The 20266-nt window shown below is 55.3% G+C and carries 19 protein-coding genes; 5 read left to right on the forward strand and 14 right to left on the reverse strand.

Going from position 1 to position 20266, the window contains the following annotated elements:
• Positions 1-249: 249 nt before the first annotated feature.
• A complete protein-coding gene (fdhD, locus tag AC6I8L_RS00490) occupies positions 250-1032 on the forward strand; it encodes a formate dehydrogenase accessory sulfurtransferase FdhD (protein ID WP_255253273.1) in 783 nt (260 codons plus the stop codon).
• 60 nt (positions 1033-1092) lie between these two features.
• Here the strand turns inward: fdhD and AC6I8L_RS00495 are convergent, their stop codons facing one another.
• Entirely contained in the window at positions 1093-1869 is a 777-nt protein-coding gene (locus tag AC6I8L_RS00495; protein ID WP_058961122.1) for a DeoR/GlpR family DNA-binding transcription regulator, read from the reverse strand.
• Positions 1870-2041: 172 nt separating this feature from the next.
• Here AC6I8L_RS00495 and AC6I8L_RS00500 point away from each other — a divergent pair, with 172 nt between their 5' ends.
• Positions 2042-3382 (forward strand): aspartate aminotransferase family protein, encoded by a 1341-nt coding sequence (locus tag AC6I8L_RS00500; protein WP_034827718.1) that lies wholly within the window; start codon positions 2042-2044, stop codon positions 3380-3382.
• 119 nt (positions 3383-3501) lie between these two features.
• Here AC6I8L_RS00500 and alsE read toward each other — a convergent pair whose 3' ends face one another.
• The 4 genes from alsE to AC6I8L_RS00520 are packed head-to-tail and all read right to left on the reverse strand — an operon-like array spanning position 3502 to position 6251.
• On the reverse strand, positions 3502-4182 hold the full coding sequence (gene alsE, locus AC6I8L_RS00505) for a D-allulose 6-phosphate 3-epimerase (protein WP_034827720.1): 681 nt from the start codon (positions 4180-4182) through the stop codon (positions 3502-3504).
• A 51-nt stretch (positions 4183-4233) separates the two neighbouring features.
• Complete coding sequence (gene ulaA, locus AC6I8L_RS00510; protein ID WP_034827723.1) at positions 4234-5496, reverse strand: PTS ascorbate transporter subunit IIC; 1263 nt, start codon at positions 5494-5496, stop codon at positions 4234-4236.
• A gap of 29 nt (positions 5497-5525) precedes the next feature.
• Positions 5526-5792, reverse strand: a complete 267-nt coding sequence (locus AC6I8L_RS00515) for a PTS sugar transporter subunit IIB (protein ID WP_034827725.1) — start codon at positions 5790-5792, stop codon at positions 5526-5528.
• Between the two features lie 18 nt (positions 5793-5810).
• The gene (locus AC6I8L_RS00520) at positions 5811-6251 is read right to left on the reverse strand and encodes a PTS sugar transporter subunit IIA (RefSeq protein WP_034827726.1); all 441 of its coding nucleotides are present in this window, start codon (positions 6249-6251) and stop codon (positions 5811-5813) included.
• 294 nt (positions 6252-6545) lie between these two features.
• Between AC6I8L_RS00520 and AC6I8L_RS00525 the strand changes: the two genes are divergently transcribed.
• The 3 genes from AC6I8L_RS00525 (at position 6546) to AC6I8L_RS00535 (ending at position 9572) form a co-directional block, all read left to right on the forward strand.
• Entirely contained in the window at positions 6546-7571 is a 1026-nt protein-coding gene (locus AC6I8L_RS00525; protein WP_058961120.1) for a LacI family DNA-binding transcriptional regulator, read from the forward strand.
• A 187-nt stretch (positions 7572-7758) separates the two neighbouring features.
• Complete coding sequence (gene sodA / locus AC6I8L_RS00530; protein ID WP_034827730.1) at positions 7759-8376, forward strand: superoxide dismutase [Mn]; 618 nt, start codon at positions 7759-7761, stop codon at positions 8374-8376.
• A 191-nt stretch (positions 8377-8567) separates the two neighbouring features.
• Positions 8568-9572 carry a VirK/YbjX family protein gene (locus tag AC6I8L_RS00535; protein ID WP_058961119.1) on the forward strand — a complete coding sequence of 335 codons (1005 nt, stop codon included), beginning with the start codon at positions 8568-8570 and terminating at the stop codon, positions 9570-9572.
• Positions 9573-9579: 7 nt separating this feature from the next.
• On the opposite strand, the gene AC6I8L_RS00540 is transcribed toward AC6I8L_RS00535, so the two are convergent.
• The 9 genes from AC6I8L_RS00540 to AC6I8L_RS00580 all read right to left on the reverse strand — a co-directional run bounded on the left by AC6I8L_RS00540 (position 9580) and on the right by AC6I8L_RS00580 (position 20253).
• Positions 9580-9942 (reverse strand): YibL family ribosome-associated protein, encoded by a 363-nt coding sequence (locus AC6I8L_RS00540; protein WP_058961117.1) that lies wholly within the window; start codon positions 9940-9942, stop codon positions 9580-9582.
• 88 nt (positions 9943-10030) lie between these two features.
• Complete coding sequence (locus AC6I8L_RS00545) at positions 10031-10564, reverse strand: MltR family transcriptional regulator (protein ID WP_034827734.1); 534 nt, start codon at positions 10562-10564, stop codon at positions 10031-10033.
• A gap of 76 nt (positions 10565-10640) precedes the next feature.
• Entirely contained in the window at positions 10641-11789 is a 1149-nt protein-coding gene (mtlD, locus tag AC6I8L_RS00550) for a mannitol-1-phosphate 5-dehydrogenase (RefSeq protein WP_058961116.1), read from the reverse strand.
• A gap of 94 nt (positions 11790-11883) precedes the next feature.
• Complete coding sequence (locus AC6I8L_RS00555; protein ID WP_058961114.1) at positions 11884-13818, reverse strand: PTS mannitol transporter subunit IICBA; 1935 nt, start codon at positions 13816-13818, stop codon at positions 11884-11886.
• Positions 13819-14297: 479 nt separating this feature from the next.
• Positions 14298-15011, reverse strand: a complete 714-nt coding sequence (locus AC6I8L_RS00560; RefSeq protein WP_034827740.1) for a DUF3053 domain-containing protein — start codon at positions 15009-15011, stop codon at positions 14298-14300.
• A gap of 273 nt (positions 15012-15284) precedes the next feature.
• On the reverse strand, positions 15285-16883 hold the full coding sequence (locus AC6I8L_RS00565; RefSeq protein ID WP_058961113.1) for a gamma-glutamyltransferase family protein: 1599 nt from the start codon (positions 16881-16883) through the stop codon (positions 15285-15287).
• Positions 16884-16892: 9 nt separating this feature from the next.
• The gene (locus AC6I8L_RS00570) at positions 16893-17774 is read right to left on the reverse strand and encodes an ABC transporter permease (RefSeq protein ID WP_058961112.1); all 882 of its coding nucleotides are present in this window, start codon (positions 17772-17774) and stop codon (positions 16893-16895) included.
• A 2-nt stretch (positions 17775-17776) separates the two neighbouring features.
• Positions 17777-18718 (reverse strand): ABC transporter permease, encoded by a 942-nt coding sequence (locus tag AC6I8L_RS00575; RefSeq protein ID WP_058961110.1) that lies wholly within the window; start codon positions 18716-18718, stop codon positions 17777-17779.
• A gap of 17 nt (positions 18719-18735) precedes the next feature.
• The gene (locus tag AC6I8L_RS00580; RefSeq protein ID WP_058961109.1) at positions 18736-20253 is read right to left on the reverse strand and encodes an ABC transporter substrate-binding protein; all 1518 of its coding nucleotides are present in this window, start codon (positions 20251-20253) and stop codon (positions 18736-18738) included.
• Positions 20254-20266: the final 13 nt, after the last annotated feature.

Here is a 20266-nt window from a genome sequence, read left to right on the forward strand (position 1 = left end):
CTGCGTGGCCTGCGCCCATTCGTTCCCGTCGCTTACTGGTGTAAGCTCCCGGCTTGAATGGGTTTACTGCCTTGCCACAATCCGCATGACGGGCAAAATTTTTTGTGATGCGTTGGGCCGAGGCTCACAATGACCCAACTAATAGTGTGAGAATAGCAGCGAAATAATACCACTGCTTTAATGTGGTTGTTGTCCGAGGCGAGCAAAGTGAAAGTTAAAGCACAGGAAAGTCATCAGAGTGTGATTGAGATCTCAGGCGCAGTGCAGGCGCCGGTACGTCAGCGGCGTGATATCAGCACGTCTGAAACCGACTGGCTGGCACAAGAGGTGCCGATCGCGCTGGTGTATAACGGCATTTCCCATGTGGTGATGATGGCCACGCCCAACGATCTTGAGGCGTTTGCGCTCGGTTTCTCACTCTCAGAAGGCATTATTGAGAAGCCTGATGAGATTTTCGGCATGGATGTGGTGCCCGGCTGCAACGGTATTGAAGTGCAGATCGAACTCTCCAGCCGACGCTTTATGGCGCTAAAAGAGCAGCGCCGTGCCATGGCGGGCAGAACCGGCTGTGGCGTGTGCGGCGTGGAACAACTCGACCAGATTGGTAAACCGCTGCAGCCGTTGCCGTTTACCCAAACCTTCGATCTGGCAAACCTCGATAGCGGGCTGGCGCAACTGCGCAATTACCAACCCATCGGCAATCTCACCGGATGCACGCACGCGGCGGCATGGATGTCGCCGCAGGGGGAATTGCTCGGTGGCTGCGAAGACGTGGGTCGCCATGTGGCGCTGGATAAACTGCTGGGGCATCGTAGCCAGCAGCCGTGGCAGCAGGGCGCGGTGCTGGTCTCCAGTCGCGCCAGCTATGAGATGGTGCAAAAGTCCGCGATGTGCGGCGTGGAGATTTTATTTGCGGTATCCGCTGCGACCCAGCTCGCCGTTGAGGTCGCCGAGCGTTGTCATTTAACGCTGATAGGGTTTAGTAAGCCGGGACGCGCCACGGTGTACAGCCATCCGCAGCGCCTGGTTTAAACCACCTGTACCTGTGGCAGCGCCTGGTTTAAACCACCTGTACCTGTGGCAGCGCCTGGTTTAAACCACCTGTACCTGTGGCAGCGCCTGCTGGAGCGCAGCTAATGCGCCTGCTTTGGCGGGGCCGCTGTCGCAAATAAGCAAATCCACTTCTCCAATCGGCGCGTACACCGTGCGGCTGATCACCCCCAGCTTGCTGTGATCTGCCAGTAAGAAGGTGCGCGCAGCCTGCTGCACCATGGCGCGAGCAATCGCCGCTTCATGAGGATGGAAACTGCTGGCACCGTTTTTAGCATCAATGCCAACCGGCGACAGCAGGGCAACGTCGGCGCGATAGCGGTAAATCTCGCTGACCGTGATTTCGCCGCGCGTCTGCTGTGCACCTGCCATCATCATCCCACCGAGCAAAATCACCTGATTATTCAGCGTTTCATGTTCTTCGGCGGCGCTTAGCGCCAGTGCAGCCTGCAAACTGTTAGTGATAATGGTTAAGCCGGCCATGCTGCGCAGCTGCTCCGCCAGCATGGTGGTGGTGGTGCCGGCATCCAGAAACAGCGTCTGGCCCGGCTGCAAGTGCTGTGCGGCCGCCACGGCAATCGCACGTTTCTCTTTGGCTTGAGCACTACGGCGCACTTGCAGCGGTGCTTCCGGCTGGCTATCTACCGCGACTAAACCGCCGTGCACCCGTCGTGCTAAACCCTGCGCTTCCAGCTCAATAATGTCTCGCCGTGCCGTTTCCCGTGAAATACCCAGCTCATTGATAATGCGCTCGGTGCTGACCTGATGCTGCGTGGTCAGCAGGGCTCGAATGCGGTGTAAGCGGGTTTCCTGCAGCATGACTTTTCCCTGTAGCGTAATAATCTGGGCCTAAGCTTACCTGAGTGTCATTACGGCGTCATGTGTATTTGGTTGTATTTGTGTATTTGGTTGCATTTCTCGTTAAAGCAGGCATGATGGTGACAACGGTCACACATCATGCACCCCTTTCACCTTCGCAACGGGAGTTACCATGGCTACACGTTCCACCATCATGGACACCAACAGTTTTCGTGCTGAGCACGCCGACGGTCTGGATGCAGCAACCCGCCAGCTGACGGACAAGCGCAGCAAAGTGTTGGGCGAGTCGTATCGCCTGTTTTATCGTAAGCCGGTGCATCTGGTACGCGGTGAAGGGCAGTATCTGTGGGATGCTGCAGGTAACAAATATCTCGATGTGTACAACAATGTGGCCAGTATTGGCCACTGCCATCCGGCGGTGATCGAAGCGGTGAATCAGCAGATGAAGATGCTGAACACCCACACCCGTTATCTGCACGAACGCATTCTCGATTACACCGAAGAGCTGCTGGCAACCACGCCAGACGCCATCGACCGTGCCATGTATATGTGCACCGGGTCGGAAGCTAACGATTTGGCGATCCGTGTGGCGCGTGCTTTCAGCGGCGGCACGGGCATTATCGTGTCGCAGGAGGCCTATCACGGCACCAGCGATCTCACGTCTGGCGTCTCCCCGGCACTGGGCAGCGGTCAGCCACTGGCGGCCACTACGCGTTTGGTTTCGCCACCCGATGCTTACCGCGTCAACGCACCGGATCTCGGCGAATGGTTTGCCAACGAAATTCAGAAACAGATCGATGACATGAAAGCACACGGCATTAAATTTGCTGGCTTCCTCGCGGATTCGATCTTCTCTTCCGATGGTGTGTTACCGAATCCGCGCGGTTTCCTGCAGAAAGCGGTGGATGTGGTGCACGCTAATGGCGGTATCTTCATCGCCGATGAAGTGCAGCCTGGCTTCGGTCGTACTGGCGATGCATTCTGGGGCTTCGCCCGTCACGGCGTGGTGCCGGATGTGGTGACCACGGGTAAGCCGATGGGTAACGGCATTCCGGTTTCCGGCCTGCTGGCGAAGAGTGATGTGCTGGCGGCGTTTAGTGACGATATCCCTTACTTCAACACCTTTGGCGGTAACCCGGTTGCTATGGCGGCGGCGCAGGCGGTCCTGACGGTGATTAAAGAAGAGGGCTTGCAAGAGCACAGCCGCGTGGTGGGTGCCAAACTGCTCGCCGAGTTGCAGAAGTTAATGGATCGCCATGAAAGCATTGGCGATGTGCGCGGAGCGGGGCTGTTTATCGGCTTCGAACTGGTGCAGGACCGCACCAGCAAAACGCCGGATAAAGCGCTGGCGCTGGATCTCACCGAGAAGCTGCGCGATCACCATGTGCTGACGTCGGTGGCCGGTCCGTACGGCAACGTACTGAAGCTGCGTCCACCACTGGCGTTCCAGGAATCGGATATTGATTGGCTGGTGGGTGCGCTGGATAAGTCACTGACCGAGCTGGGTCGGTAAAAGGCTAAGGTTGCCCCAAAGCAGTATCAGGAAGATGAAGCGGGTCGCCATGCCTGGCGACCCGGCTGAGAATCTTCACGTTTCACTCAATGTGCACGTGGATGCGCACCTGTAAAGGATTACGCGGCTGCCGTTTCCTCGGCAAAAATGCTTTCCATCTTCTGCCACGCCTGCGCCACATCGTCATCCAGATTGAATAGACCTGACGTGCCAACGATAAACACATCCACACCAGAAGCCGCGATCTGCTTAAAGGTGCGTGCATTGCAGGAACCATCAATCTCGGTCAGATAGTGATAACCGTGCTCTTCGCGCAGGGCAATCAGCTGGCGAATCTTGTTCAGCGTTTCCGGAATAAATTTCTGCCCCGCAAAGCCAGGATCCACCGACATCACCGTAACCTTATCCAGCAGATGTGCATACTCACGAATGCTCTCGGCAGGTGTCGCCGGGTTTAATACCACGCCGCAGCGACGGCCCGCATCCTTAATCTGATTCAGCAGGCGGAATATTTTGTTATTCGCGGTTTCGGGATGGAAGCTAATAATATCCGCCCCCGCCTCAATGCACATCGGAATAATATCTTCCGGGTGATTGACCATTAAATGCACATCAATTGGCACATCGGTGATTTTACGCAGGTTCTCAATAAAGAACGGCGATAACGTAATATTTTTAACGTAGCTGCCATCCATAATATCGACATGATAAAAAGCCGCAGTACTATTCATCGCTTCGATCTGTTCACGAAAGCGGGTGAGATCCATACACATTAATGACGGTGAAAATTGAGCGTTCATTGTTTTTTTCCTCATTACATAAACAGCGCCCGCAGGCGCTGTGTTATGACATCAATGGAAGAACGAAATAATGTGGCCGAGTACGATGCCGACAATACCGAAGTCCGCGTCGCCGAAGGTGGTCGAGGCAAAGCCCAGGTCGCCCATCAGCGGCAGCAGAATCGCCGGCAGGAAGGAGATCAGCAGCCCTTGTACAAAGGAGCCGACCACCGCGCCACGACGTCCACCCGTGATGTTGCCGTATACACCCGCGGTGGCACCGCAGAAGAAGTGGGGCACCAGACCAGGAACAATCACGCTCAGACCAAACAATGGGCACAGGAACATGCTGATCAGACCGGCGGAGAAACTGCACAGGAAGCCGATGATCACGGCATTCGGCGCGAACGGGAACACGGTTGGGCAGTCCAGCGCCGGTTTGGCGTTCGGTACTAACTTATCTGCGATGCCTTTAAAGGCCGGCACGATCTCGGCAATCACCATACGCACACCGGCGAGGATGATATAAACGCCCGCCGCAAAGGTGATGGACTGAATAATCGCGAACACGATGAAGTTCTGACCGCCGCTCACCTGGCTTTCGGTGAACTCTTTACCCGCCACCAACACCAGCGCGATAAACAGAATCATCATGGTCAGCGAAATCGCGACGGAGGAATCACGCAGGAAGTTGAGGGTTTTCGGCACCTTCAACTCTTCGGTGGATGGACTGCCTTTGCCCACTGCTTTACCGACCAGCGCAGACAGCAGATAACCGGTTGAGCCGAAGTGGCCGAGCGCCAGATCGTCCGAATTGGTGATTTTACGTGTGAACGGCTGCAGAATCGCCGGGCACACCACCATCATGGTGCCGAGAATCAGTGAACCGATTAGCACCAGCCAGAAGCCATGTACGCCGCCGACGGAAAGAATCACCGCCAGCATCGCCGACATATACAGCGTGTGATGACCGGTCAGGAAGATGTACTTCAGCGGGGTGATACGCGCCAGCAGGATGTTCACCAGCATACCGAACACCATGATCATCGCGGTTTCAGTACCGTAACTCTTCTGCGCCAGCGCGGCCATTGCATCAGTATTTGGCACGACACCCTGAATATTAAACGAGTGCTCAAACAGCTGGCTGAAAATGGTCAGTGTTGCCGCAATCAGGTTGGCCCCTGCGATAAGAATCACAAAGCCCATGATGGTTTTCAGCGTGCCGGAAATCACATCCGACACCGGTTTCTTTTGCAGTAATAAACCAATCAGGGAAAAAAGGCCGACAAGTATTGCGGGTGTTCCGAGAACATCCTTGATGATAAATTGCAGCATAATTACTCCATGTGAGTAAAATCGGGCTATTACAGATTTTCCGCCAGGATTTCTTTAATTTTGGCGTTATCTAATAAATTCGTCAGACCAAATACCTGCGCGCTATGCCCGGATAACTGATCGGCAATATCTTTGGCGCTGATAATGAGGTCGGCCTGTTCAGATTTCGCCGTGGTTAAATCGGTATGGCCCACTTCGGCCTCTTTCCCTAATTCCGCCACAATTTTCTTCACGTTCATTTCCACAATAAAGCTGCTGCCTAAACCATTACCGCACACAATCAGGACTTTTTTCATAATAGGATTCTCTGGTGGTTAATTTGTAATAACAGCTTCAATCGCTGGTAGGGTTGCCGCCGTCAGCAATTGCTGCAGGCGAGATTCGTCACTGAATACTTCGGCTAATGCGGTGATCATCTGGATATGATCGTCGCCGGAAACGGCGCACAGCATAATCACCACATGCACCGGATCGTTTTCATCCGCTGCAAAGCTCACACCGTTCTTCACATGCAGCAACGACAAGCCATTCTTACGCGCGCCCTGTTCCGGACGGGCATGCGGCATCGCCAGGCCGGGTGCCAGTACGTAGTAAGGTCCCAGTTCGGCATGCGAAGTAAAGATGGCATCGAGGTAAGCCGGGGTGATCGCCCCTTCGGCCAGCAGCGGCTCAGCGGATAAACGTACCGCGTCCTGCCAGTCGCTGACCTGTTCTACGATGCGAATATGTTGCGGTGTCAGCCATTGAGTGAGCATCAGTAATTCCTGGTTATTCGTCGATGGAGTGCACTTTAGGTGATTTTCTCACCGCTTTTCTGTGATGATTGTCGCAAAAGTTAGCGCTAACACAGGTGTTGTTAAAAAATGTGTTATCGCTAACATTTTTGTGCAGCCCGTTTGTCATCGTTGCAAGCACCTGACATGCTCGGAGATTCTGAAAATGCTCAGCAGGTGAGGCGTGCCCGAATCTGTGGTGATTAACGTGGCACGTTGGCGCATTTGGTTTTAAGCTGCGTGCGGGTAATGGTGGTAAGTCAGCTAGGAGAAGGCATGGCAGAGAAAAAACGGCGCGGTACCGGCAAAAGCACACTGGCCGATGTTGCCCGTTTGGTCGGCGTGAGCACCATGACGGCATCACGTGCGTTACGCATGCCGGAAAAGGTCTCGCCTGAAATCCGCGCCAAAATTGATGCGGCCGTCGCCGAACTGGCTTACGTGCCCAATATCCAGGCGCGTAATCTGGCGTCGGCATCGTCGAAGCTAGTCACCATGGTGGTGCCTTCGTTCGCCACGCCGGGCAGCGCGATTGTGTCGGAAGCGCTGCAAGAGATCCTGCGTCCGCAGGGCTACAACATGATGCTGGCGGAAGCCAACCACTCGGCGGCGGAAGAGAGCGAGTTGATCGAGATGCTGCTCTCGTATAATCCGGCGGCGATGGTGCATTTCAACTTCGACAATGCCGCTGAAGCTCATCGTTTGCTGAGTAATTCCGGCCTGCCGGTGATGGATATCGGCGGGGTGCATCAGGAATCTGCGGGTATTAGCATTGGTGTCGATTACGCTAAAGCGATTCGCCAGCTGGTGCAGAGTTTGGTGGAGCGCGGTTATCGTCATCTCGGCTTGCTGTGTACGCAAACCAATACCACGATTTTCCGCCAACTGCTGAATGGCTGGCATAGCGGCATGCTGGCATCAAATCAGGCCCCGCACCGCGTGGTGACCTCGCCGAAAATGCCGACCTTTGCCGCTGGACATAGCCTGCTGGCGGAGATCCGTCTCACCTGGCCGGAACTGGATGTGCTGATTTGTACCAGCGATGAAGTGGCGTGCGGTGCCATCATGGCTTGCCACGCCGCAGGCATCTCCATTCCCAGCCAGCTGGCGATTGCCAGCATCGGTGGCGGCCCATTGGCAGCAGTCTGCTCACCGCCGCTCACCAGCGTTGTCCTGCCTTATGAAGAGATGGGGCGCATGGCGGGCAAGCGCTTACTTTCCGCATTGAAAGGCGATGAGCCTCCTGCCATCAACGAACTGCCGGTACAGCTCAAGCTGCGCGCCAGCACGCACAAGATGTAATCCTGCGGCATCGCGTGCATGAGATGTGACTCTGCGTGCGGTGCTTTTCCCAGATTCATCAAATCCTTATCATTACTAAGGCATTGATAACCCTTTTACCGATCATGATTTTAACTATAATGATCCGACTGCTTACGCGGCACCCTGCTAAGGTGATGCTGCAAAACACTAAATGGAGAGGAAGAACATGAGTTATTCACTGCCATCCCTGCCTTACGCGTACGACGCACTGGAACCACACTTCGACAAGCAGACGATGGAAATCCATCACTCTAAACACCACCAGGCTTACGTTAACAACGCGAATGCAGCGCTGGAAGGTACCGAATTCGCTAACCTGCCGGTTGAAGAATTGATCGCTAAACTGGATCAGCTGCCAGCAGATAAAAAAGGTCCACTGCGTAACAACGCAGGCGGCCACGCTAACCACAGCTTCTTCTGGAAAGGCCTGAAACTGGGCACCAGCCTGCAAGGCGAACTGAAAGCCGCTATCGAAAAAGATTTCGGCAGCGTTGAAGCTTTCCAGGCTGAGTTCGAGAAAGCCGCTACCACCCGTTTCGGTTCAGGCTGGGCGTGGCTGGTGAAAAAGGGCGATAAACTGGCTGTGGTTTCAACCGCTAACCAGGATAGCCCGCTGATGGGTGAAGCCATCTCTGGCGCATCCGGTGAGCCAATCATTGGTCTGGATGTGTGGGAACACGCTTACTACCTGAAGTATCAGAACAAACGTCCTGACTACATCAAAGCGTTCTGGAACGTGGTGAACTGGGATGAAGCGGCTGCGCGTTTCGCTGCTGCTAAGTAAGTTCAGGCGATAGCCAACGCACAGAACCGGTGAAGCTGCTTCACCGGTTTTTTTCTTTACGAAAGCTAAACACTTCTTAAACCACTTCGAGATTACCTCTGCTGACAATACCGTTACGGCCGTTATTAACCTGTCGTTGATAATTTGGGGCATACAGTAGCCGCAGTTGATCAAACGAAAGTAAAATAATTATGTCTACTATCACTACCCCTGTGGCGAATAAAGATTCGTCGGCATCCCTGTTTTTGCCATTAATTCGCGGCAACGTCAGACCTGATAAGTTATGGAATAGCAAAATGTTCCGCCTTAAATTTGCTTTAAGGTCTTTCATCTTTCCGGTTACGACGTTTAATTACCTTAACCAGTTAGCGAAACTGCCGTTTCTGCCGCAATTGTTGAAAATGCAGGGCTTGCTGCCGGCCAAACCGCATCGTCCCTACCTGCGTGCGGGCTTCAGCGTGGCGCAGCGTGCACAGGCGCTGCTTGACCATTACACGCTGATGGATCAACTGGATAATGCCAAACTGCGCCAGTTACTGCTGAGTCCGGTGTTAAATGTGATTGCCACTTTTAACGGAAAAAATGATGAGGTGTTTGCTATTAATTGCTGCCCTGGACATTTTGATCGTGAAGGTGAAATAACCCTGACACTGCATTATCAAACCATGAATATTGCCTCGCTCTCTTTTTCCATTATTCAGGAAAAGGGCAAGCGCACATTATTGATTGGTGGATTGCAGGGGCCGCGCAAACACATCTCAAATGAGGTTATTCGCGATGCAACCAAAGCCGCACATGGCGTATTCCCGAAACGTCTGTTAATGGAAGCGGTATTTATTCTGGCGCAACAATGTGGCGTGCAAGCGATTTGCGCAGTAGGAGATACCACGCATGTGTTCCGCAGCATGCGTTATCGCCACAGTAAAGGTGATAAGTTCTTTGCCAGCTACAGCGAGTTCTGGCTGTCTCTGGGCGGTGAAGCCCGTGCCGACGACCTGTTTACGTTGCCGCTGCAGATGGAAAGGAAAGCACTGGAAGAGATCGCCAGTAAGAAACGTGCGGAGTATCGTCGTCGCTATGCACTGTTGGATGCGTTGAACACCCAGGTATTGCTGGCAGCAGGGGTTGAACCCGTGGCAGGGGTTGAAGCAGTGCAGGAACAGAGCGTGGAACGCGACGTATCACACGCCGCGTAATCGGGTATCAGAACGGCTGCTTCGCGTAGCCGGTCATCACCTTCAGCCCCATCTCACGTCCCAGCGCGGTCATTGGATGCACCACCACCAGGCCGCGCACGCTCTTCTTAAATGCGCCCATGTTGGCTTGTTCTTTCCTGGTGATCTCACGGCTGAAACCCAGCTTCTGCAGCTGTTGCGCTTCTTTACTCAGTTTCTCATCGCGAACACTGCGCAGACGTTCAATTTCCTGCACCAGCTTCTCTTTTTCACGCAGCAGCTCGCCGAGTTTTTCGGCATCGCCAGATTCCAGCAGCTGGGGTTCTTTGCGATTCAATGCGTCCAGTTGATCACTGAGCAGTTTGATCTCGGCTTTTTCTTGTTCTTTCATCAGGGGAAACTCGTTAAGGAAAACAGGCAAAGGATACATCAAAACGGGGCGATTTTGCAGCGGGGCGGATTCGACCGCGACAGAGCCCCTAAACGGCCGGCTTCTTGAAGGCTTGCTTGTGGGAGATGCGCGATATCAGCTCTGTGAGCGACAGCACCATGGTGGATCGCACCATTTGCAGATAGCGCTGCTGCTGCATACTGCGTAATGCTTCGTCATCCCGGGTGAAGTCAGGTTGTGGCGGCCACGCTACAACGCAGTGCAGTTCACCAAATGGCCCCAAAATCTCATCGTCAGTAAAGCGGTAGTCGCTGGTGTCGTGATTGAGTTCTTCACGCAGCGCCAGCAGCAGCTCACAATCTTCATATTCATGGCGATTAATCACGCCCAAACCGTAAATCAGTTTCAAACGCACCGATAGCTCGCCCAGCGGACCGTCACCGAGCAGCAGCGGTTCAACCGCGTACTTTACGGCATAATCGTCTTTACGGAAAACCTGCAACACAAGCAGGTTGACCGCTTCAGCCAATAGCTCAACGGCGGCGATCAGGAAGCTTCTCACCGATCGACCGGCGTTCAGGCGCTCAAGCACCCGGTTTTCAAAAGCTTGCTTCTCTTCCATTATTGCCTGCATCGTTCCGCTACCGCCGACGGGCACGGTTGGCACCGCGCCCGAGTGAGCTATTAAAAGGCGCGCATTATGCCATAGCGTTGTAAGCACTCACCACTGAGGTGACCACTTCGCTATTGGCTTCCAGTCCAGAGATCTCGGCCAGCGTTGCTTGCGGGCCTTTTTCAGCCAACAGGGCAGTCAGTTCCTGCGCCTGCGGATCGGCTTCGCTGCGGTAGTGCATCGCGGCAGCAATACCCTGCACCAGGTTGGCGTGTGGCAGGTGGTACTCAAGGGTGCCGAGCGTGGGTTTGATCAGACGTTCGCCCGCGCTGAGTTTACGCAGCGGCTGGCGGCCAACACGTTCAACATCATCTTTCAGGTACGGATTTTCAAAACGAGTGAGGATTTTCTGGATGTAAGCGGCGTGCTTGTCGGCATCAAAGCCATAGCGCTTGATCAGCACCTCGCCGCTCTCCTGCATCGCACCCTGCACCACGGCACGCACTTTCTCATCCAGAATCGCATCGCGGATGGTGGCGTGGCCTGCTAGCTGGCCAAGATACGCGGTGATGGCATGGCCGGTATTCAGCGTGAAGAGTTTGCGCTCGACAAATGCCATCAGGTTATCAGTCAGCTCCATGCCAGGAATGTTTGGCAATTCACCTTTGAACTGCGTTTTATCGACAATCCATTCGCTGAAGGTTTCGACTGTCACTTCCAGCGGATCGTTGCTGCCGGCCTCAGATGGCGGCACGATGCGGTCAACGGCGGAGTCGACGAAGCCAACGTGCTCTTCAACCCACGCGTGATACTGTTCTGGCAGCGCTTTCAGAACGTGCTGCTTCAACTGACTGGTGCCGCGCACCATGTTTTCACAGGCGATGATATTCAGCGGACGGACATTACCGTTGTCGCTGCGTTTGGCCAGACCTTTCGCCACACCGCCTGCGATGCGCTCCAGAATTTGCGGACCAACCGCCGTGGTAACGATATCAACCTCAGCAATCAGCGTGACGATGTCGTCGCTGGTGCTGTTCACTGCGCTAACGCCGGTAACGATTTCGACCTTTGCCTGCTCGCCAACTACATGAACCGGATACTCATGACGGGCGTTAAGGGCATCCAGAACCACCTGATTCACATCCGCGAAGACCAGTTCGATACCGGCATCAGCCAGCAACTTACCGATAAAACCGCGACCGATGTTACCTGCTCCAAAATGTAACGCTTTCATAAATTTGACCCATATCAAATGACGAAAGGGCGGGCAAATCCGCCCCGGAAATGTGGGACGGGCTTGCCCGCCCCAGGGAAGTTAAAACGTGGTATTACGCTTTCGCGGTGTTACCTGACAGCAGATCCAGCACATCCTGAACGCTGGTGGTGTTCGCCAGCTTCTCAATTACGCTGTCATCATCCAGCGCGTTGGTCAGGCTGGTAATCACCTGAATGTGTTCGTTATTGCGAGCCGCAATACCAATCACCAGGCGCGCCACGTCATCGGCTTCTTCGCCAAACAATACGCCCGCAGGGTACTGGCAGAACACCACGCCAGTTTTCAGCACGCGATCTTTGGCTTCCACGGTGCCGTGCGGCACAGCGATAGACTCACCGAGATAGGTCGGGGTCAGCTTTTCACGTTCCAGCATCGCTTCAACGTACTCTGGCTGGACATAACCGCCTTTCACCAACTGCTCACCAGCAAAGCGAATCGCCTGCTCTTTGTTGTTGGCGCTCAAGCCCAGGAACACGTTGTCCGCGCCCAATTTAAACAAGTTAGCACTGCCATCGTCGTAGCTGTCTGCCAGCGTGGTCTGCACGGTTTCACGATGTGCTTCACTGCGGTTAGCGGCGATCAGACGTTCAGTCAGATTGCTATACAGCGCGCTATCGAGGAAGTTGTTCAGCGAAATATGCTGCGCCTGCGGTGCCTGGCGCATCGCACGTTCCGTCAGATCGCGGTGGGTAATCACCAGATCCACATCGCCCGGCAGTGAGTTAATCGCACTGTTGGTGACCGAGATATTGCTCAGGCCGGCATCCTGCACTTTCTTACGCAGCACACCTGCACCCATGGCGCTGGAACCCATACCGGCATCACAGGCCACGATGATTTTACGCACGTGGCTCACATCAACACTGTTGGCATCGGCGATAACCGGAGAACCGGCAACGGCCTGACCTTTCGACTGCGCTTTCATATCACGCATACGCTGAGTCGCAGCTTCGATGTCGTCATCTTCTTTTACTTTGCTGGTTTTCAGCAGGATTGAAGAGACCACGAAGGAGACGGCAAACGCCGCGATGATGGCCGCGATGTTGGCGAAGTATGCGCCTTTTGGCGTCATCGCCAGTACTGCGAGAATAGAACCCGGAGACGCTGGAGACACCAGACCGCCGTTCAGTACGGTCAGGGTAAACACGCCTGTCATACCACCGAGGATCACTGCCAGCAGCAGACGTGGCGCCATCAGCACGTACGGGAAGTAAATTTCATGGATACCACCGAGGAAGTGGATGATTGCCGCACCGCCTGCAGACTGCTTAGCGCTACCGCGACCAAAAATCATGTAGGCAACCAGTACACCCATACCTGGGCCTGGGTTCGCTTCAATCAGGAAGAAGATGGATTTACCGGCTTCGCTAGCCTGCTGGATACCCAGTGGCGAGAAGATACCGTGGTTGATGGCGTTATTGAGGAACAGGATTTTCGCCGGTTCAACAAAGATAGAAGTCAGTGGCAGCAGGTTGTTCTGCACCATCAGGTTTACGCCCGCCGCAAGAATGTGTGACAGACCTTCAACCAATGGACCGATGCCGATGAACGCCAGCAGCGCCAACAGCATACCGATGATACCGGCTGAGAAGTTGTTAACCAGCATCTCAAAGCCGCTTTTGATTTTACCATCAACCATACGGTCAAAGGTTTTGATCGCCCAGCCGCCCAGTGGACCGGCAATCATCGCGCCGAGGAACATCGGCATATCTGCACCGACAATCACACCCATGGTGGTAATGGCACCGACCACGCCACCGCGATCGCCGCCCACCAGACGTCCACCGGTGAAACCGATCAACAATGGCAGCAGGTAAGTGATCATTGGGCCGACGAGTTTCGCCAGCGTTGCGTTTGGAATCCATCCGGTTGGGATGAACAGTGCTGTGATGATACCCCAGGCGATAAACGCACCGATGTTTGGCATCACCATGTTACTCAGAAAGCGACCAAAGCTCTGGACCTTGACCTTCGCTGATGAGGACATAAACCCACCCCTTATTGAGACGCGCTGCAATAAGAGCGCGGTTGTTTTTGTTAAGACTTTTATTGAGCCGTTCCGGCGCGGGCCGTGGCATCACTGTATGCACGCGGACTCTAGCACTAGTTTATTACGCTGCGTAGCATCCGGGATAAGTGTGATGCAGATCACTCAAAATTGGGGTGGTCAGGGTGTCATAAGGTGATGAAGATCACATAAATAGAGTGTAAGAAAAGTACGAAGGCGAAATTTTAAGCAAAACAACGGGATAAATGTGACTTAAGTCACCTTTGCAGCTCTCAGGTTTGTTTCATAAGTGTGATTGAGATCACAAACTATTTTTGGTTGAAAATGCGTCAGATCACACAATAGCGATGCAGATAAGTAAGGTGTAAGGAAGTGACGAAAAATCTGAAAGATGCAATGAAAAGTATGTCAGGAAAAGGGCGACCTGTTAGTCGCCCCTGAACGCATTCAAAGCGAGGTTACAAACCACCCTGCACAGCATTCTGTGCCTGAGTCAGGGCTTGAGCATTGCTGGAAAGGTTGCTCATCAGGGTGTTGTACTGCGTGGCCTGATCCTGCGTTGGGAACTGAACGCCACCGTCATTGAAGGTCACACGCGTGCCCTGCGACTGCAGATAATCACCGGTTTGCACCGCCGCCTGGCTCAACGCCTGCAGCTGAGGCAGTAGCGGAATCAGTGTACCCGCTGGCTGCGTCACCACTTTGGCGTAGACGCTGTCATACACTTTCTTCAGATCGTCAGGCTGCTTCAGCGTGGCTTTACTGCTGTCGGCCTGCATTTTGGCGCTCTGAATCTGCTGTGACAGCACACTGAGGTTGCCGCTCGCCTGACGCAGACTATCGCGACGGGTCAGATAATCTTGTGGCACACGAATCGCAGCCAGTTCATCAACCACAGGGCGCATGCCTTGCTCAACCGCCTGATTGGCCTGCTGTGAGAAGCCATACAAAATGGCGTAGTCGCTGGCGTAGTTACCGAAGGTTTGCTTCTGGTTTTCGCTCAGGCTTGGCAGATGTTCGCCGCTACGCATCGCGGTGTTCTGCAGGAAATCGGTGAAAGCTTTACGCTGATCGCCTTCTTTATCGCCACAGGCGGTAAGTTGCAGCACAACCAGTGCGCTGATCATAAGCATGCCGGTACGCATCCAGATGCGGGATAATCCTGACGCCATGTTGAACTCCTGTTATGGCTAATTTCGATTCGGTGGGAATGGTCCTAAAGGATAGTGCAATGGCCTGGCGTGTACAACGGGTTGAGGCGCGGCAAACTGTGGGAAAAGGCGCACTCTGGCGCGCCGGATTAAGGTCATGAAAGAAATGTGCGGGTGGTCGACCCTGGAGGTTGTACTCCATCGACACCAACGAAAGCAGGCAAAAACCGAACCCAAAGGCTGAAATCACCTGGCGGCATCTGGCAGTCCGCACTGATGCCGCCAGATTGTGATTTAAAACACCAGCGCCTGCCCATCCTTCCGGCTTTCAGTGGCGGCAATGTAGAAGCCCTGCGGGTCACGCACAATCGCCTGCGCACCGCCAAAGTTGTAGCTCTGTAATGGATCCTCCACCGTAATCTGGTGACCCATCTCGCGCAGTTTCGCCAGCACATTACGGTCGATACCCGGTTCCACCACCACCGCACGGCCTTGCTCAACACGCCAGCGCGGCGCATCAATCGCTGCCTGCGGGTTTTGCTTGTGCTGCATGATGCGCAACGCCAGCTGTAAGTGCCCCTGCGCCTGCATCGGGCCGCCCATCACGCCAAACGACATCAATGGCTGTCCCGCCGCATCCAGCGCAAACGCCGGAATAATAGTGTGGAAAGGACGTTTGCTACCGGCCACTACGTTCGGATGCTGCGGATCGAGCGAGAAGCCGCAACCGCGATTCTGCAAGCTGATGCCGGTGCCCGGCACCACCACGCCTGAACCAAAGCCCATATAGTTGGACTGAATAAAGGACACCATCATGCCGCTAGCATCGGCAGTCGAGAGATACACGGTGCCGCTCTGCTGCGGGGAGCCGAAGGTAAAATCCCCGGCCTGGTCAGGATTGATGAGCTGAGCGCGCTGCTTGAGGTAGCTGTCACTCAGCAGCAACTCTGCCGGGAATTCCAGATGGTCGTAATCGGTGACGTAACGATCCAGATCGACCAGCGCCAGCTTCATCGCTTCAATCGACAAGTGCAGCCACGGCAGGGAATCAGGCGTGTAGCTGCCGATGTCCCACTGCTCCAGAATGCCGAGCGCAATTAGAGTGGCGATGCCCTGACCGTTGGGCGGTAATTCCTGCACCGAGCCATCGGCAAACGGGCGTGACAACAGATCCACCCAATCGGCGCGATGGTTGTTGAGATCGGCCATGCTCAGTGCCGCGCCGTGCTGCCCGGCAAATGCCACCATTTTTTCCGCCAGATCGCCCCGATAGAAGGCTTCCCCCCTGGTTTCGGCGATTTTCTGCAGTGTGGCGGCCTGCGCCGGGTTACGGAAAAGCTCACCAGCACGCGGCGGTCGGCCATCTGGCGCAAAACACTCAACAAAACCCGGCTGAGACTTCAGTTTGTTGTAGCCGCGCTGCCACAGATGGGCGATCAGCGGCGAAACCGGGAAGCCGTCGCGGGCGTACTCGATCGCCGGTTGTGCCAGTGTGGTCAGCGGCAGCGTGGCAAAGCGCTCGGCCAGCGTGACCCAGGCAGAAACCGCGCCCGGTACGGTCACGGCTTCCCAACCGGTTTCCGGCATGGTGCTCTGTCCGGCAAAGCGTTCTGCATTCCAGCTGGCGGGGGAGCGACCGGAGGCATTTAAGCCATGCAGCGCTTTCCCATCCCAGATAATGGCAAACGCATCACTGCCGATGCCGTTGCCGGTGGGTTCCAGCACGGTGAGCGCCATCGCCGTAGCAATCGCCGCATCTACCGCATTACCACCCTGTTGCAACATGCGCATCCCCGCCTGTGCGGCCAGCGGTTGAGACGTGGCAACCGCATTGCGGCCCATCATTGGGGCGCGGTGCGAGACATAACTAACGTTGAAATCCAAATCGCTCATAACGGTTCCTTAATGTGAGTCATTGCGCGGATCAAGTGCGTCGCGCAGTCCGTCACCCAGCAGATTGAAGCCCTGCACAGTGAGAAAAATGGCCAATCCAGGGAAAATCGACATCCAGGGTGCCTGCTCCAGATAGCCTTTTGCGGTGTTCAGCATCGCACCCCAGGAAGGTGACGGCGGCTGCTGGCCAAGGCCGAGAAATGACAAGCTGGCTTCCGTGATGATCGCCGAGGCAATCGCCAGCGTGGCCTGTACCAGAATCGGCGACAGCACGTTGGGCAGCACATAGCGCAGGATGATCCAGCGGTCCGGCAAACCGATGGCGCGCGCGCCGTCGATATACTCTTCATGGCGGATGGCAATCACCTGGCCGCGCGTCAGACGAGCAAAGATGGGCATGGCGGAAAGCCCAATGGCGATCATTGCATTGGATAAGCTTGGTCCGAGGAAAGCGCCCAACGCAATCGCCAGAATCAGAAACGGGCAGGCGAGCAGCGCTTCGATAAAGCGCGAGATAATGCCATCGCACCACCCCCGCCAGTAACCGGCAATTAAGCCCAGCGGCACGCCAATCAAAATGGCGATCATCACGGAGATGCAGCCCGCCAGCAGAGAGGTGCGCGCCCCCCAAATCAGACGCGACAGAATATCGCGGCCCAGCTCATCGGTCCCCAACCAGAACAGCGCGGAGGGCGCTTTGCGCACGGCAAGGAAGTTTGCCTTGATCGGATCGGCCGGTGCCAGCCAGGGGGCCAGCAACGCCACGGCTACAAACAGCAGCACGATCACTGCGCCGATCAGCGCACTCTTATTACGCAGAAATTTCTTCAGCACCCGGCGGTTAGGCTTTGTGACCGCAGGCACTGCGCCTGCTGTTAACACCTCGCTCATGGTTAGCCTCGCATTTTCGGGTTGATTAACAGATAGAGCACATCGGCCAGCAGATTCAGCAGCAGAAAGCCGATCGCCACCACCAGCACCACACCTTGTACCACCGCGTAATCACGGTTAAACACCGCATCGACAATCATCTTGCCGAAACCGGGTAGGGTGAAAACCTGCTCGGTTAACACCGCACCGCCCAACAGCTCACCAAACAGCAAGGTGGTGAGCGTGACGATCGGCATCAGCGCGTTACGGAAGGCATGTTTCAGCACCACTTTGGGGGCCAGCAGACCTTTGGCGTGCGCGGTGCGGATGTAATCGGCCTTTAGCACGCTGATCATCGATGCTCGTGTATGGCGCATCAGTGTGGCGGCGAGGCCAGTCCCCAGCACTAAAGCGGGCAGCAGCAGCGTTTTCAGGTTCTGCGCCACATCTTCACTGATGGGGACAAAGCCTGAGGCTGGCAGCCATTGCAGATGCACGGAAAACAGCAGGATCAGCAGAATCCCCAGCCAGAAATGCGGCACCGATATGCCGGAGAGCGCGACAAAATTGGTGGTGTGATCGACCCAGGTGTCTTTGCGCACCGCCGCGATAATGCCCATGCTGATGCCAATCCCCAGCGCAATCACCATCGCCAGCAGGGACAGCTCCAGCGTTACCGGCAACTTACTGGCGATCAGCGAGGTCACCGGCTCTTTGGTGCGCAGTGACATGCCCAGATCACCCTTCAGCGCATTGCCGATCCACGAGAAATACTGCGTGGGAATCGGATCATCCAGGTGATATTCCGCCCGCAGCTGTGCGATGACCGCAGGATCGCGCTCCTCACCCGCCATCGCCAGCACCGGATCGCCCGGCAGCAGCTTTTGCAGCGCAAACACCATGATGCTCACCAGCAGCAGCGTGGGGATCGCCAGCAGTAAGCGTTTAACTATCAGTTCCAGCATCATCGCTCCTCAGCGGTTTACTGCGCCATGCTCACACCCGCGAGGCGTACTAAGCCATCAGGCCAGGCTTTAAAGCCCTGCAGTTTTTTCGTCATGCCGAAGATGCGCGGCTCGAAATAGAGATAGGCGATTGGCATATCGGTTTGCAGCTGATTCACCACCTTGGTGTACAACGCCTGGCGCTGCGCCTGATCGTTGGTAAGACGTGCGGCGTTCAGCCACTCATCAACCTGGGGATTGCTGTAGCGGCCGTCGTTGAGCGTGCCTTTGCTGTTGATAAACGAGTAGATGCTGCCATCGGGATCGGGACGGCCGGACCAGCCAGATAAGCTGAGCTGGTAATCGCCGCGCTGCTGACGATCCAACAAGCTGGCGAACTCACTCATCTGCAAGTTGAGGTTAATGCCCGCTTCACCGACCATCGCCTGAATCACCTGGCCGACCTGCTGTGCGGTTGGATTGTTGGTGACCAGCAGCGTCAGATTGAGCGGCGTGGTGACACCCGCCGCCTTCAGCAACGCTTTGGCTTTCTCCACATCGCGTGTACTGATTGGGGTGTTGACGTGATAGGCACTGACCGGCGAGAAGGCTTGGTTGGATGGGGTATATAAGCCTTCAAACGCCACCTGATTCAGCGCATCGCGATCGATCGCCAGCGAGAAGGCCTCACGTACGCGCGGATCTTTTAGCGGGCTGTTGGCGTCAACCTTGCCGTTATTGATGTTGAAGGTAATGCCCTGATAACCGAGGCCGATGACTTTAGCCAGCGCCAGCTTGCTGTCGCCTTCAACCGTTTTCACATCGCTGGCCGCCACGCCTTCTGTCAGGTCGAGATCGCCTGCGCGCAGGTTGGCGAGACGCACTGAGGCATCCGGGATCGGCAGGAAAATCACTTTATCGAAGTGGTATGCGCTTTTGTTCCAGTAGTTTTCAAAGCGCGTCAACACGATACGGTCCTGCTGCACGCGGCTGGCAAACTGATACGGGCCGGAGCAGACTGGATGGGTCGCGAAGTCCGGTTTTTTAGCGGCTTCCGGTGCCAGCATCGCGCCAGCGCGGTCGGTGAGCTGGCTGAGCAGCGCCGCATCCGGTGTTTTCAGGTGGAATTTCACCTGCATCGGCCCGCTGACTTCCACGCTGTCGATGGAAGAGATTTCGCTTTTACGCAGCGAACCCGGCAGCGTCAGCGCACGCTCAATATTAAACTTCACCGCGTTGGCATCAAACTTCTCGCCATCCTGGAAGGTCACGCCCTCGCGCAGGTTCATAGTCAGGGTTTTACCGTCATCACTCCACGCCCAATCGGTTGCCAGGCCGGGCACCACTTTCAGGTTCTCATCCACATCCACCAAGCGGTCGCACATAGCCGCAAACACGAAACGTCCGTAATAGGTGCGCGCCAGATGCGGATCGAGCATGTCTGGGTCGGCACCCAGACCAATGCGAATCACACTTTCCGCCTGGCTGTGTGCACTGGCACCGAGCAAGAGCAGGCCGCTTAAGGCCGTGAGTAACGTTATACGAGCTTTCTTCACAGGCGAATCTCCA

It is taken from the genome of Type-E symbiont of Plautia stali, assembly GCF_059731115.1.

Excerpts from the sequence above, each read along its gene's own strand:
- AC6I8L_RS00495 (WP_058961122.1), bottom strand. The coding sequence starts at position 1,869 with ATGCTGCAGGAAACCCGCTTACACCGCATTCGAGCCCTGCTGACCACG.
- AC6I8L_RS00500 (WP_034827718.1), top strand. The coding sequence starts at position 2,042 with ATGGCTACACGTTCCACCATCATGGACACCAACAGTTTTCGTGCTGAG.
- alsE (WP_034827720.1), bottom strand. The coding sequence starts at position 4,182 with ATGAACGCTCAATTTTCACCGTCATTAATGTGTATGGATCTCACCCGC.
- ulaA (WP_034827723.1), bottom strand. The coding sequence starts at position 5,496 with ATGCTGCAATTTATCATCAAGGATGTTCTCGGAACACCCGCAATACTT.
- AC6I8L_RS00515 (WP_034827725.1), bottom strand. The coding sequence starts at position 5,792 with ATGAAAAAAGTCCTGATTGTGTGCGGTAATGGTTTAGGCAGCAGCTTT.
- AC6I8L_RS00520 (WP_034827726.1), bottom strand. The coding sequence starts at position 6,251 with ATGCTCACTCAATGGCTGACACCGCAACATATTCGCATCGTAGAACAG.
- AC6I8L_RS00525 (WP_058961120.1), top strand. The coding sequence starts at position 6,546 with ATGGCAGAGAAAAAACGGCGCGGTACCGGCAAAAGCACACTGGCCGAT.
- sodA (WP_034827730.1), top strand. The coding sequence starts at position 7,759 with ATGAGTTATTCACTGCCATCCCTGCCTTACGCGTACGACGCACTGGAA.
- AC6I8L_RS00535 (WP_058961119.1), top strand. The coding sequence starts at position 8,568 with ATGTCTACTATCACTACCCCTGTGGCGAATAAAGATTCGTCGGCATCC.
- AC6I8L_RS00540 (WP_058961117.1), bottom strand. The coding sequence starts at position 9,942 with ATGAAAGAACAAGAAAAAGCCGAGATCAAACTGCTCAGTGATCAACTG.
- AC6I8L_RS00545 (WP_034827734.1), bottom strand. The coding sequence starts at position 10,564 with ATGGAAGAGAAGCAAGCTTTTGAAAACCGGGTGCTTGAGCGCCTGAAC.
- mtlD (WP_058961116.1), bottom strand. The coding sequence starts at position 11,789 with ATGAAAGCGTTACATTTTGGAGCAGGTAACATCGGTCGCGGTTTTATC.
- AC6I8L_RS00555 (WP_058961114.1), bottom strand. The coding sequence starts at position 13,818 with ATGTCCTCATCAGCGAAGGTCAAGGTCCAGAGCTTTGGTCGCTTTCTG.
- AC6I8L_RS00560 (WP_034827740.1), bottom strand. The coding sequence starts at position 15,011 with ATGGCGTCAGGATTATCCCGCATCTGGATGCGTACCGGCATGCTTATG.
- AC6I8L_RS00565 (WP_058961113.1), bottom strand. The coding sequence starts at position 16,883 with ATGAGCGATTTGGATTTCAACGTTAGTTATGTCTCGCACCGCGCCCCA.
- AC6I8L_RS00570 (WP_058961112.1), bottom strand. The coding sequence starts at position 17,774 with ATGAGCGAGGTGTTAACAGCAGGCGCAGTGCCTGCGGTCACAAAGCCT.
- AC6I8L_RS00575 (WP_058961110.1), bottom strand. The coding sequence starts at position 18,718 with ATGCTGGAACTGATAGTTAAACGCTTACTGCTGGCGATCCCCACGCTG.